General features: G+C 34.8%; 9 protein-coding genes and 1 pseudogene. 4 read left to right on the top strand and 6 right to left on the bottom strand.

The window, feature by feature from the left end; all coding sequences use genetic code 11:
- Nucleotides 1-8: 8 nt before the first annotated feature.
- From PVA17_RS03000 to PVA17_RS02985, 4 genes and pseudogenes are all read right to left on the bottom strand, one after another.
- Nucleotides 9-1,040, bottom strand: a complete 1,032-nt coding sequence (locus PVA17_RS03000; RefSeq protein ID WP_132363881.1) for a siderophore ABC transporter substrate-binding protein — start codon at nucleotides 1,038-1,040, stop codon at nucleotides 9-11.
- A 404-nt stretch (nucleotides 1,041-1,444) separates the two neighbouring features.
- The gene (locus tag PVA17_RS02995) at nucleotides 1,445-2,122 is read right to left on the bottom strand and encodes a response regulator transcription factor (RefSeq protein ID WP_132363883.1); all 678 of its coding nucleotides are present in this window, start codon (nucleotides 2,120-2,122) and stop codon (nucleotides 1,445-1,447) included.
- A gap of 407 nt (nucleotides 2,123-2,529) precedes the next feature.
- Nucleotides 2,530-2,973, bottom strand: a pseudogene (locus PVA17_RS02990) (transposase); the annotation flags it as partial.
- A 282-nt stretch (nucleotides 2,974-3,255) separates the two neighbouring features.
- Nucleotides 3,256-3,699 carry a hypothetical protein gene (locus PVA17_RS02985; protein ID WP_274066842.1) on the bottom strand — a complete coding sequence of 148 codons (444 nt, stop codon included), beginning with the start codon at nucleotides 3,697-3,699 and terminating at the stop codon, nucleotides 3,256-3,258.
- A 731-nt stretch (nucleotides 3,700-4,430) separates the two neighbouring features.
- Between PVA17_RS02985 and PVA17_RS02980 the strand changes: the two genes are divergently transcribed.
- A complete protein-coding gene (locus PVA17_RS02980) occupies nucleotides 4,431-5,060 on the top strand; it encodes a hypothetical protein (RefSeq protein WP_274066841.1) in 630 nt (209 codons plus the stop codon).
- 145 nt (nucleotides 5,061-5,205) lie between these two features.
- Here the strand turns inward: PVA17_RS02980 and PVA17_RS02975 are convergent, their stop codons facing one another.
- The gene (locus tag PVA17_RS02975; protein WP_274066840.1) at nucleotides 5,206-6,021 is read right to left on the bottom strand and encodes a thermonuclease family protein; all 816 of its coding nucleotides are present in this window, start codon (nucleotides 6,019-6,021) and stop codon (nucleotides 5,206-5,208) included.
- Nucleotides 6,022-6,833: 812 nt separating this feature from the next.
- Nucleotides 6,834-8,573, bottom strand: coding sequence for an ABC transporter ATP-binding protein (locus PVA17_RS02970; protein WP_274066839.1), 1,740 nt, complete (start codon nucleotides 8,571-8,573; stop codon nucleotides 6,834-6,836).
- 208 nt (nucleotides 8,574-8,781) lie between these two features.
- Here PVA17_RS02970 and PVA17_RS02965 point away from each other — a divergent pair, with 208 nt between their 5' ends.
- Genes PVA17_RS02965 through PVA17_RS02955 form a run of 3 tightly spaced genes read left to right on the top strand, consistent with a single transcriptional unit; the run spans nucleotide 8,782 to nucleotide 13,532 of the window.
- Nucleotides 8,782-10,212, top strand: a complete 1,431-nt coding sequence (locus PVA17_RS02965; protein ID WP_274066838.1) for an ABC transporter permease — start codon at nucleotides 8,782-8,784, stop codon at nucleotides 10,210-10,212.
- A 13-nt stretch (nucleotides 10,213-10,225) separates the two neighbouring features.
- On the top strand, nucleotides 10,226-11,722 hold the full coding sequence (locus PVA17_RS02960; RefSeq protein ID WP_274066837.1) for an ABC transporter permease: 1,497 nt from the start codon (nucleotides 10,226-10,228) through the stop codon (nucleotides 11,720-11,722).
- Between the two features lie 16 nt (nucleotides 11,723-11,738).
- Nucleotides 11,739-13,532, top strand: a complete 1,794-nt coding sequence (locus PVA17_RS02955) for an ABC transporter substrate-binding protein (RefSeq protein ID WP_274066836.1) — start codon at nucleotides 11,739-11,741, stop codon at nucleotides 13,530-13,532.
- Nucleotides 13,533-14,017: the final 485 nt, after the last annotated feature.

Below are 14,017 nucleotides of genomic sequence, written 5' to 3'. Positions count from 1 at the left end.
CCTTTACACTACTTAGCTAAAGTATTTGCAAGGTTTTCAAACAACTCTATATAAGTCTGAATTGATTCATTTGTGTAAGTATCTGCAGGTGCATAAATAATATGTTTTTTAGAAACAGCAGTTGTTTTTTGAAGAGCAGGTGCGTTAGCAATAACATCCTGAGCAGGAACTGCATCTTTTTCACCAGATATTGCAGCATCACGATCTAATACGAAAAGCCAATCCGGATTACTTTGTGCAATAGCTTCAACAGAAACTTCATCACCTTTATGATCGGAAGTAGAATCGGCAACTTCTAATGCTGGTGCCCAACCGAAAATTTCATACATTGGTCCCCATACACGTCCAGAATGAGGAGCTGAAAAACCAATATCCCCACCACCAACGATAACACTCATCACTTTATCTTTTCCATTATATGCAGATTTAGCATTTTCGATAACTTTATCAAAATCAGCTACCACTTGTTTAGCTTCTTCATTTTTATCGAAAATTTGCCCTAAAGCAATTGTAGAATTTTTAAGTCCATTTACTAAGTTTTCCCCAGGTGTAGCAGCTTCCTCAGAAACATCTACATTAAGATCAATAACAACTGCATTTGGCACTAATTTTTTGATCTCTTCGTAATAGTCTGCAAATCTTTGACCGACGATTACTAGTTCAGGGTTTGCAGCCGCTATAATTTCAAGATTTGGTTCACGGTGATTTCCAATATTTTGAACTGATTCATCAGTTACATATGGTGAATCTGCAGGCATTACATCCTTTGGAACAGCTGCTAGTTCAATTTTCCAATCAGCTAAAGTTTCAAAAGTTCTATTATCCAAAGCAACTACATTCTTTGGGTTTACAGGAACAGTAACAGTTCCGTGGGCATCAGTGATGTCAACTGTTGCAGGTTTAGCAACTTCTTTACTTCCATTATCTTCATTAGACTTTGACCCTTGATTAGATTTATTGCTTGAATCTGAACAAGCTACTAACATCAAAGTCAAAACTGCCATAATACCAACAAGTTTTAAAAACATTGATTTCTTCATACATATACTCCTTTTGATGTAATTTATTTTGAAAATGATGAAGTCTCTAGATTGAATTGGCTAGTAATTGCTAGCCAATTCTCAATTGCTATTGATAATCATTTTCATTTAACCGTTCTGTGAAACAGTATAGTCTTTAATTCTGTGAAAATCTTGTGAAAAAAGGAAGATAATAAATAAAGTTAATTTTTCACATTAAGTATTGGATACAAAAAGCAATACCTGAAGTATTCTTTTGATGGTTTCCGTCTCTTTAATATCCTCCAGTAACTGTTGAATTATCGATTTTATAGCACAAAAAAAACGAGTAAAACTAGATGAAACTGTTTTACTCGTTTTTTTTTCAATTATTTGTCATATTGATTGCTGTGACAAACGGTACTTTACCTATTATCTTCTTTTTACTATTCGTTGATTGAATAGCCCCGGCCATGAATTGTATGAATATATCGGTCTTTCTTCTCGCACTTTATCTTTTTTCTTAAATACCCAATATATAAATCCACTACATTTGGATTGACTGCTACGTCATGTCCCCAAACCTGATTCAAAAGCATTTCACGACTTAATATTGTATTTTTATTCTTGATTAAAAATACAAGTAAATCATACTCGCGTTTAGTAAGCGGGAGATTTTCGCCACCCTTTGTCACGATATTACGGGATGAATCAACGAGGAGATCTTTAAACCGAAAGAAATCAGTGTCGTTTGACTGGATACAGTCCCCTCTTCTTAATATAACTTTTATCCTCGCTACTAACTCTTCTTTCACAAATGGTTTTCTTATATAATCATCTGCTCCTGCTTGTAATCCTGCTATGCAATCCTCGCTGGACACATTGCCAGTCACAATGATTATCGGTGTCGTTTTAACAACCCGTATTTGTCTGCAAATTTCCGGTCCAGGTACACTTAACGAATCCCAATCCAATATGATAATATCCCAATCTTGCTCATATACTATATTTAAACCTTTGTTTTCATTGTGAAGTGTTAAAATGAAATAGCCTTCTTGATTTAGGCCGCTTACGATTTTCTTTGCTAAAGACCGTTCATTCTTAATGACTAACACCTGCTTCACTACTATTCACCTCTACTTCATTTCATAAAATAATTTATCAAAAAAAATATCGGATTTATTAATCTAATAAAGCTATTATAACAACTTATCAGGACAGATTTGGTAAAATTAACAATAAATACGTATAAAATACTTAACTTCAAAGTTAAACAGAAGAATACTTCAGTTATGTAACCAAAATATCGATGAAACTGTTGACAAGACTTTCAATATGTTCGGTTGGTGAATTTTACCTTGTAGATAGTATAAAAAAGTAACTGGAATATCGCAAAAAACTGCGCAAAAGGCTGCTATTGGTATTTGGTCAGTTGAAGACTATGAAACGAATCGTAAATGAATCAATTTCATAAATCATATTTTTCAAGAGCTTAGACTGCTCCTATTAAGAAAACTTACGTTTTTTAAAATTATGCTGCTTGAGTTTCTGATTGTAATAAAGCATTTAGCCGATCCACTGCTAATTTGCAGGCATTATAAATAAACGTCACCAGGTTGAAATGAAGTTTGGCCTTTCTTCCTGTTCTATGACGGACATTGTTTAACTGAAAATATTGTTTTAAATAGGCATTCACACGTTCTACGGCGGTACTTTCCTTATAAAGTTGTTTCCATAGTTCAGAGCCACGTGCTGGATACGTAAATTTCCGTAAATCATTGTTACACTTGATTTTGAAAACCTTCTGACAGAGTGAATCATCACGTAACGGACAGGTTGCACATTCCTTTAGCCTTGTGAATTTTAGTGTTCGGTACTTTTCATCGAAGCTGTCGTAACAGTAGCTGTGTTTACGTACACATGTCGGTCTGAAATACTAATCAAATCCAAGATACTTACCTTCGTTGCGGATATTCCATCGCTCTGGCTCTTCTTTCCGTCGCTTCGACTCTTCCTACCATCGCTCGGATTTCTTTCCGTCACTTCGCCTCTACTTTCCGTCGCCCTGGCTCTTCTTTCCGTCACTTCGCCTCTTCCTTCCGTCGCTCGGATTTATAGGGAATTACTGCACGCATTTGATACTCTTGTAATTGACGGTAAATGGGTTCAAAATCATACCCGGGATCCAAAATAGGTGGTCGTAAAATGCCCTGGAAATAGGTTTTCTACTTTCTTTAAAAGAGGAATCGTCGCTTTACTATCCGACAGATATCCTGAGGCGAGAGGCGATATATTGACTCTTGATTGTCACTACAAGATGCCCTTTAAAGCCAAACCTAAACGTATTTTTGCCGTCACTGTTTTTTGATACCCCAATTCGGTTCGATGGGCGCATCTTGCCACAGTGTTCTAGTGGTGTATCGAGTTGATGCTTGATTTCTTTTTCATAAGTCGACTGATTGGCTTCGATTTCTGCTTGTTTCGCAAGCCAATCCTCACGTTCTTCTTTTGATTTTCGTCCACGTTTTTGGGGTGGTGTAGGTTCTTTTTTCTCCGAAGGTTTCGCTGCATCGCGTGATTCGAAATGTGTGGCATCTATAGCGAGATGCTCATCACAAATGAATCCTTCTATAAAGGCCGTTTGAATCAATGTATCTTGCATGTGATTGAGTACATCTGATTGACTAATGACGTCGATCATACGCGAATAGGACGCTTCAGACGGAACCACGTCTGAAACGAGAAAACCGCAATCGAATCGAAATAAAGGATCATTGACTAAACGTTTGATTAAATCCTTAATCGTTGGAATCCACTCGACAAGACGAACAATGAGTGACTGTATCATACTAATTATATAAAAATGAAACACGCTAACATTATGCGTATGATGCAGTACGCTGAAAAAGTATCATCTAAGTAATGTATTAAAATAGTACCTTACTATCTAGGGACTGAATCTATTGAAAATCCGTAATATGATAGTAATATCAAAAAGCGTACGGAAATACGCAAAATAAACGTCTTACAGTAATAAACAGATTGCGTGTGCCTGTATGTCGGAAACAAGCAATGAGAGGTCACATCTAACCAGTTGTGGCTTTTTTGATACAAGAAGAAACAGAAATTATTTAAAATTTTACAAAATTAATATGTAGATTACATTTATGGTATATATTGGGTTATAATGGGTTTTATACTAATGTTGAGGTGATTTTAAATGAATAGTATAAACAAAATAATCAAAGATAGAGTATTTTGGGCATCCATTTTTTTCTTTCTAATGTTGTTACTTATTCTTAATATCCAAACGAATTTAAGTCTATTAATAAAAATTATTGTTGCATTATTTTTATCTGGATTTTTCTTCTTAATAAATTATTCCTTGAAAGGAAAAAAATAAACGGTATTATATTCATAAGGAGGGATAATATGGAAAATAAAATAGTTGGAAGTCAGTTTTTAAAAATTTTTATGGTATTAGTATTAGCTCTGTTTCCTATCTTTGGAGTACTAACTGAAAGCACTAATGCAAAAGAAAATGATGAGTACCTTGAAGAACTTGCTTTAATAGAAGATTCTTTAGAGTTAATTTTTGACAAAGGTGTAGTTACTAATGAAAAGGGTTATTTCCTAGGTTATGACAGAGCTGTTTTTGAAAACAGCTTAAAAAAATATGATAATTATGAAGAGTATATTCAATTTTTAGAGGACGAGGGTTTATTTGTTAAGATAAATCAAATCGCCATCTCTGAAAAACCGGAAATTGGAACTAGAGCTGTTGCTTGTGGATGGCATTTGATGAGACCAAAAGCGGAGTATACAGCAGCACAAAATAAATGTATTGAAAAAGGTCTAAAAGATAATTATGGTTTCACAACTGCTATTAGTACTATTGCGAACCTAATAGCAGATAAGGAGTTTAAATTAGCGGCAGAAAAAATAATTAAATTAGGTGTTAAATCTAATATCTGGGGAGTTATAACAACACTATCAATAATTAATATGAATTGTGGAAAAGAGATGGACAAATTATTCCCTGGAAAAAGTAATTGTGAGTAATTGAGTATAAAACTAAATAAAAAGTCTACACTTTAAAAAAAGGTGTAGGCTTTTTATTTTTAAATATACAATTATACAACTACTTTTTTGTGACAAACTTTCTATAATTAATTTTTGAAAAATAACTATAAATAATTAAACTAATTTATTGCTTCGCAGGAATAAACCCTGCAGCTTCTGCTTCTTCTTTCGTACAGAACATCTCCTCTGCTACTGTATTCTCATAGTCACGTTGCCCTGGCATATGAAAAATTTTGTTGCCTTTGGAGTTAATATTTCCTTTGATTTTACAACTTTCCTTGTTGTTATTAGTATTCGATTTTTCCTCATTTATGTTAGACTGCTTTCCTTCTTTTCTTGCAGCATAATATACATCTTTATCGTATCCACGATTCGTTACATAGTCTTCAACTGACCAAATACCAATAGCAGCCTTTTGTGCAGTTTTTTGAATAGATTTAAACCAATCTACATGCTTCGTATTTGGATTATAAATATATGCCACGCGAGCTAATCCATTTTTCAATAGTTGCTCTTGGACACTAATACCATCTTTAGTATAAATATATGCTAGTAACCTTTTATATTTATCACGATATGAAACGTCAAATTCTAAATAAACCTTATCTTGACCAGCTAGTAGCTGCTTTACAAATTCTTTAGCTTCTGGCCCATAAGGTTGCTCCCCTAACGTTTCGTGATTCGTTTCAGGGGTATCCACAAGAAGAAAACGTACTTTTTCTGAGCTACCCTTATATTTTATTCTTATTGTGTCGCCATCGATTATTTCCTGTAGTTCGTATTCTTCAAATTTACTCACATCATGCTTTTCAGCAGTTTCCTTCGTTGAAGCTACAATTCCTTGTATATCTTCAGTTTTGATAATATCTGTGTTAGTTTCTTCCGTACATGCACTTAAAAGCAATGTAGAAAAGAACAAAGCTAAAAAGAATTTTTTCAAATCAATATCCTACTTTCTTAAAGATAAAATATATTATTTATTTTCCTATACCCCCTTTTTAAGAATTCAAGTTAGACAATACTTCCGTAATAAACTAACCTTATACCTCTGTCACCGATTTCTTCCAGCTATTTACAAGTTTCAACATTGCCTTCCCATCCTACCTATTCATAAAATCAAAAATCCCCAGTTAATTATAAACTGAAGACCAGAAAATTCATTTGAAAATTAAATACAATACAACAGCCAAAATAATTGTTCCGCTAGTGATTAACGTCTTAATATCTTTGTCACTCATCTTTATACCTCTTTTCTAACAGTTATTAATCCTTTATTTAAATCTATTATAGTCCACTACTATCAAAATAAAATTTGCTGAAGAATTTTTCAATAGTGATTAGAGTATGCCCTACTCATAAAAAAATCTTCAGTTGCAATAACCGAAGATCATAATAACTATATAATTAAGCTATATTTACAATCACGCTTGGTTCTACATCAGTTAATATGTACACTTTCGTACAAATATAATTAAACAAGATATGGCTAAAATCCCTATTTAACTAAATTATAATGTGTACATGTGTTTTTTGTTCAACTTGTTCTATTCGGGATTGCATAACTTATCTTGGGCTGGTATCTATCAAAAGCAAGAATGTTTGTACCACTCGTAATTAACGTTTTTATATCTTGCATTTTCATGTAGTAGGTCCTCAAACTATTCATCCCAAAGAAAGCTTCTAAAAGAATCCTTTACTCCTTAAAGTTTTCACGATGTTTCTATTGTAAAATAACAGGCTACTACATTCAAGTTATGTAGTTGCAATAGCAACCCAATGATTTGGAGATACTTCAACAAGCTGACTATTTTCTATCTCATAGTGTGTTTGTATATCCTTATTTTCGGTATCCATATATTTTTGCTTTTCTATCGCTGGATCTGGAATTGGTATTGAGTGTAATAAAGCTTGTGTATATGGATGCAGAGGATTAGCGTACAGCTCCTCACTTTCTGCAAGCTCTACAATTTTCCCACCATACATAACTGCTACACGATCGCTAATATGTTTAACCATAGACAAATCATGCGCAATAAATAAGTAAGTCAATCCAAGACGCTGCTGTAAATCCTTTAACAAGTCTACAATCTGCTTTTGAATAGAAACATCAAGTGCAGAAAGTGGCTCATCACAAACAATAAAATTTGGCTCCACTGCTAAAGCTCTTGCGATGCCAATACGTTGTCGTTGTCCACCTGAAAATTCATGTGGATAACGCATTGCATGTTCTTTGTTTAAGCCTACAAGTTCAAGTAATTCCTCGACACGCTGTTGACGTTCTTCATTCGTTTTAACTAGTTTATGAATATCTAGAGCTTCCCCAATAATATCTACTATTTTTTTTCTTGGATTTAACGAGGAATATGGATCTTGGAAAATAATTTGCATATGTCGACGCATTGCTTTAAGCTGTTTTTTCGTTAGTCTTGTAATTGGTACACCTTGATATAAGACTTCTCCATTAGTAGGCTGATGGAGCTGTAAAATAGTTCTGCCTGTCGTTGATTTTCCTGAGCCTGATTCGCCTACTAAACCTAATGTTTCTCCTGGGTATATATGGAACGATAAATCATTGACAGCCTTTACCCTTTTCCCATGACCTAATGCGAATTCCTTTGAAAGATGCGTCACTTCGATTAATGGTTTATTTTTATCTATCCCAAGCTGTACATTTGCAATTGCTTTAGGCTGCTTCTTCTCATGGAGCTTTGGTAAAGCATTCAATAGTTTTTTAGTATATGGATGTTGAGCATTTTCAAAGATCGCCTCTGTTGTACCTTGCTCAACAACCTCTCCTTCCTTCATAACAATAATACGATCGCACATACCAGCAACAACACCTAAATCATGTGTAATTAATATGATGGAGGTACCCATCTTTTTTTGCATATCTCGCATTAATTTTAAAATTTGCGCTTGAATAGTTACATCAAGGGCTGTAGTCGGTTCATCTGCGATTAGTAAAGACGGACGGCAAGCCAGTGCCATGGCAATCATAACACGTTGGCGCATGCCTCCAGAAAACTCATGCGGATATTGTTTATAGCGTTCTTCTGCATTTCGAATGCCTACAAGCTTTAATAATTCTATTGTTTGCTTATATGCCTCAGATTTGGACATCGACTGATGCTTTATTAAACTTTCAGCCACTTGTTCACCAATACGAATAGTTGGATTTGTGGATGTCATTGGATCTTGAAAAATCATACTAATATCTTGTCCACGAATTGCCTCCAGTTGTTTTTCGCTCAATGAAGTAATCTCTTGCCCTTTAAACAAAATATTTCCTGATTTTAGATAAGAAGGTGGTGATGGTAATAGCCGCATAATGGAACGAGCCGTTACACTTTTCCCACTACCTGACTCACCTACAATTCCGAGTGTTTCACCTTTATTTACATGAAAATTAACGCCTTTAACGGCTTCAAATTCTGTCTCTCCCGTCATAAAAGATACACGAAGATTGCTGATTTCTAGAAGCTTTTCACTCATTCAATCCATCCTTTTGTAATTTTTGTGATTGACTTAATTACGAGTATAATCCATACTTTACAATACCAATAGGAATTATACAATATAATAATATTTAATCTCTCATCCTGCAATTCATTTAGTAGAATCTTACTAAAAATGAGTTGGCAACTATGGTGTGCTGATGTGTTTTACAATCTATTATTTTACTTACGTCTGGAGGAAATGCATGGATATTTCAAAAAGTCATTCTTCAACTAAGGAGTATGTATTCTTTTTTTCAGTTTATCAAAAGCTCATACACCACAAGTTTTACAATGCGCTACTCTTTCTTTTAAGTATTTTAGTACACCCTTTTACATACTTATCCTATAGGAGAAGAAAACATTCACATCAATACCGTCAAGCTTTTGTGCAACGCAGTCAGTATTACAAAGAAAAGGATTTCTTTACACAATGGCAAGTTAAATTTGCTGAACAAGAATTAGCCAAAGCAAAATTCTTTCATGAATGTCTGTCAGAAAAACAATTACAGGAAACTGCTTCGAAATTAGCACAAAAAAAAATTCAGCAGTTAATAGAGCAAGATTTATTGAAAGATGGTTTAACAAACCAATCCTATTTACAATTTTTTAGTCAGCAACTTAAAAATAAAAACTTTGTGATTCTTACTTTTATACCGGCTGTGTTATTTTATGTAGTCCTTATCTTGTTTGCGAATCCATTTCTGCAATTTGTCTTTGAACGAATACTACAAAGTTTCATTGTTATTGTAGGGGTCGCGACACTAGTTTTTACAATTTTGTATTTGTCACCATTCGATCCAGCAAGAAACTTACTTGGTGTTACGGCAACGCCTGAGCAAATAACTAACTTTAATCATATTCATAGCTTGGATCTGCCATATTTATCTCAGTTATGGAATGCTTTATCTGGTCTATTCACATTTGATTTAGGTACTTCCTTTGCAGGGAAAGAAAATATTACACATAGTATTGTCAACAAATTTCCAGTCACACTTGAAATAGCTATCCTATCACTTTTTATGGCTATCGCTATTGCTATTCCGGTCGGCATTATATCAGCTGTTCGTCCGAATTCATATGTGGATTATACATTTATGTTTATTGCTTTGATTGGATTATCCATTCCAAGCTTTTGGCAAGGACTGCTATTTATTTTAACGTTTGCATTAAAGCTACAATGGTTCCCTGCTACTTATAATCCTCAAAACTGGCTATCTTTAATAATGCCAGTCATTGTTTTAGGCACATCCATTACGGCTTCCATTGCCCGTATGACAAGATCTAGTATGCTCGAGGTGATACATGAGGATTACATTATTACAGCGAGAGCTAAAGGCTTGAATGAATTTAAAGTGATTTCAAAGCATGCTATTCGCAATGCCATGATTCCTATTATTACAGTGATTGGACTTCTATTTGGTGGGATGTTAGGTGGGGCATCTGTTACAGAAAAAGTTTTCAATATTAGTGGGATTGGTAGCTATATTGTTGACAAGCAGTTTATTCCGGACATTCCAGCTATCCTTGGTGGGGTCGTCTATATTGCTATTACAATTTCGATTGTTAATTTATTCATCGATATTTTGTATGCCTTTTTCGATCCACGCATTCGCTCGAAAATGAAGAAGTCTTAAAGGGGGATCACCTGTGAAAAACAGCTTACATGTCAAATTACTTTTGAAGATTACACAGGAATATGTCAATTCACATTTTACATTTGTCTTTTCCTTACTGTTTTCTTTATTGTTTCTAGCTTATAGCTATAATTTTTCTAGTCAAAGCTGGCAACCAATCGTTTTGATCTTTTTCGTCATTTATGCAATTACCACAGCTTATGTTAGTTTCCTAACTTTACGAATTAAACAGGATTTAGCAAGCCATAGTAGCATACAAAAAAGCACTCGATTACTTGGTTATCCACTGTTATTGACAATCATTTCAGGTAATATTTTTTCTACAACTTTTGCTTTTTTGCTTATATCAAAAAGTAAGACAGCTGAATATACTTTTGCAGCTTATGCATTGATCACTCAGCTTTTTATTATCAGTATTTCAGCACTGAACTTATTTAAACCGTACGTAACAGATACGTTTTTACTAGCAATGGGTCTTTTCTTACTCCTTGCACTCTTTTATAGCGTGATGTTAATTCTATGTTCAAAATTTGTGACTTCCGAGGCTGCGCCAAAATGGATGTTGTTACCTGGTATTTTGCTACTTATTGCCTCTTTGACTGGCAACCTATTTGCAACATTGCTAGGGTATAGCCTTATTCAAAAAGCTCGAAAGGCGAATCCTTCTACAATTGAAAAATGGCAAAATATTTTAGGAAAGATTTCACGCAATACGATGGCCGTCTTCGGGTTATTTTTCATCGTATTTATGTTTTCTTTGTCCGTAACAAGTTCTTGGACATTTGACTATGACTTCGCTATTGAAAATAACTACGGAGCATTGTTACAAACACCTTCGTTAGAATATCCACTAGGCACCGATAATTACGGACGTGATTTATTTTCTCGTATTGTTTTCGGTGCACAAATATCGCTTATTGTCGGACTTTTCTCAACAATCATACCTGCATTAATCGGCGGTACGCTTGGAGCACTTTCAGGTTATTACGGAAGAGCAACTGACAACATAATCATGCGAAGTCTTGATATTTTATATGCCATTCCTGGAATTTTACTAGCAATTGCTATTATCGCAGCATTTGGTGCCAATACCATTAACTTAATTATCGCACTAAGTGTTGGAGCAATTCCAACATATGCTCGTACTATGCGCGCTAATGTCATGCAGCTCTCTAATTTTGAATTCGTGGAATCAGCCAGAGCGTTAGGAGCATCTGATGCAGCAATCATTTTCAAGCATATTGTTCCTAACTCATTAGCCCCGATGATTGTCAAAGCGACATTAACCATTGGCGGTGCTGTGATTTCAACAAGTAGTTTAAGTTTTTTAGGGCTTGGCATTGAGCCACATATTCCTGAATGGGGCAATATTCTAAAGGTTGGTAGTACGTACCTGGAAACACATTCCTATGTCGCTATTTTCCCAGGTCTTTGTATTATGCTTCTCGTTCTCTCTTTTAACTTCTTAGGAGATGGGTTACGAGATGCTTTAGATCCAAAATCAAATTAATAATGGAGGTTCTTACATGAAAAAATTACTTGTCTTCTTATTTATTACAGTATTAGCATTAGCAGGCTGCGTACAAACAAAAACTGACGTAGAAGGTAGTAAAGATTCAAAAGGCAAAGGTAAAAAAGAAATTGAAGTTTTAGGAATGGCCGCTTCTGAGGAAGATATGAATATTGTTCGTGATCAGCTAGTTAAAAATGGCTTTGACGTTAAACTAAATATTCAACCTGATTATGGTTCATTTTCAGCTCAAAAAGATGCTGGCAATTATGATTTAGCGCTTTCAAGCTGGACAACAGTAACAGGAAATCCTGATTATGCTGTTCGTGGTTTATTTAAAACGGGCGGTGACTATAGTATTGTATCTGATTCAAGCTTAGATGCACTCATCGAGGAAGCGAGTACATTGACAGGTGATGAAGCTGCTGCAAAATATAAAGAATTAGAACAGCGCTTAGTATTCGATCAAGCTTATATTGCGCCGTTATATATTTCAAATAAATATCAAGGAATTTACTCTGAATTAGTAAATCCAAAAACAGTACATCTACCAAAATCCCGTGCGCAAGTGTGGGAAAGCATTGAATTCAATGACGCTTCTAAAAATGCAACTGAACCATTGATTTTACATCAAACAATTAGTTCGTTAACATCGCTTGATCCTATTAAAGGAAATGATGGTTCTATTAATACATTAAATACGAATATGTATGTACGACTTGTAAACTTAACAGATACAGACGACGTCGTTTCTGATGGATCATTATCTTACAATCATGCTATTGCTGAAGGTAACCAAGAATATTATTTCATTTTACGTGATGATATTAACTTCGCTGCTGTAAAAGACGGTGCCGCTGTTGATACAGGTGAATTAGTTTCAGCAGAAGATGTTGTATTCTCATTAAATCGTGCAAAAAATCCCAAATCAGTGCCAGACCATCGCACATATAGTCTTCACGAAAATATTGAAACAGTCGAAATCGTTTCTGACTTAGCAGAATTACAAAAGAAAAAAGTTGCGGGCTCTGAGCAGTCTGTGCTCGATGCATTATCTCAACACCTCCCTGCTTCCGTAACGCAATTAGCAAAAGATAAAAAAACTGTTAATAATGGAGCTGGCGTATACCAAGTTGTTAAAATTACAACACCAACACCATTCCCACAAGTGTTAAATTATTTAGCACACCAATCTGGTGGTATCGTTTCTAAAAAACAAGTAACAAGCATTAACACATATGATGTAGCAAGCTATGATCCAGATAAGGATATCGCCTATGGTGATCAAACTACAGTAACGGAAGGCACAGCAACATACAACAACCAACTTTATGCTAGTGGTCCTTACATTCTTGTGAAGAAAAATGATTATGAAGCACAATTTGTAAAAAATCCTGCTTACCGTGTAGGTAGTGAATATGAACCGAAGATTGCAAAAATTAATGTTCGTTTTATCGCTGATATCGATAGTGCTTTATCAGCATTGCGTAATGGTGAAATTCATATTCTCCAGTCAGTACCAGAGACAAAGCTAGACATTGTCAAATCAGATAGTAAACTAACGTTACACACTGCTGATAGTAATGCCGTATCATATCTACAATTGAATACATCTGGTCGCGCTGTATCAGATTCAGTAGACCTACGTAAAGCAATTCTTTACTCTATTAATCAGGATGAATTTATTAATTACTATCAAGGCAATAAAAAACCTGCTGTATCCACTGTTTCACCACTTGTTAATACCGGATTAAAGCTTGAGGCAGACAGTGCAAAGGTACAAGAATATTTAAAAGTCTATAACGATTAATTATCAAGTATACAAAACAATTCATAGCCATATTAAAGAAGCAGAGCCTCCTCATTTGGAGGGCACTGAAAAAGTCTATATCTTCTCACATCGCGAGGTATTTAACGAGTAAATCGTTAAATACCTCGCTTTTTTCATTTGGCACTGTGACTCTACTGTTGTTTTCCGAAGCATTCCGCTCGCTTTCCGCGGGCGAGCGATGCTTCTCCAAACAACGCAATGTATCACACTATTATTTTAGTCACGCTTTCCTTTATAATAAAAGAACTAATGTGCAGGTGGTGCCCCCGATGATTTCAAATCAAAAGCACGTACGGGTAAAAAAGGAACGAGTATGAGTCAAAGTCAGACATATTATTTTGACATTGAAAAATGCAAAGTATGTCCAATGAGAGAGGGCTGTTATAAAGAAGGTGCAAAAAGTAAAACATATTCTGTCACAATTAAGTCAGATACACATGCCGAACAAGAGGCATTTCAAAATA

Origin of the sequence: Lysinibacillus sp. CNPSo 3705, from assembly GCF_028674935.1 — a bacterium.
GTDB lineage: Bacteria > Bacillota > Bacilli > Bacillales_A > Planococcaceae > Lysinibacillus.
This window is presented reverse-complemented; position numbering and strand designations above follow the sequence as displayed.

What these genes read in the sequence shown, in the direction of transcription:
- PVA17_RS02955 (WP_274066836.1), top strand. Translation starts at nt 11,739, where the DNA reads ATGAAAAAATTACTTGTCTTCTTATTTATTACAGTATTAGCATTAGCA.
- PVA17_RS02980 (WP_274066841.1), top strand. Translation starts at nt 4,431, where the DNA reads ATGGAAAATAAAATAGTTGGAAGTCAGTTTTTAAAAATTTTTATGGTA.
- PVA17_RS03000 (WP_132363881.1), bottom strand. Translation starts at nt 1,040, where the DNA reads ATGAAGAAATCAATGTTTTTAAAACTTGTTGGTATTATGGCAGTTTTG.
- PVA17_RS02965 (WP_274066838.1), top strand. Translation starts at nt 8,782, where the DNA reads ATGGATATTTCAAAAAGTCATTCTTCAACTAAGGAGTATGTATTCTTT.
- PVA17_RS02970 (WP_274066839.1), bottom strand. Translation starts at nt 8,573, where the DNA reads ATGAGTGAAAAGCTTCTAGAAATCAGCAATCTTCGTGTATCTTTTATG.
- PVA17_RS02985 (WP_274066842.1), bottom strand. Translation starts at nt 3,699, where the DNA reads ATGATCGACGTCATTAGTCAATCAGATGTACTCAATCACATGCAAGAT.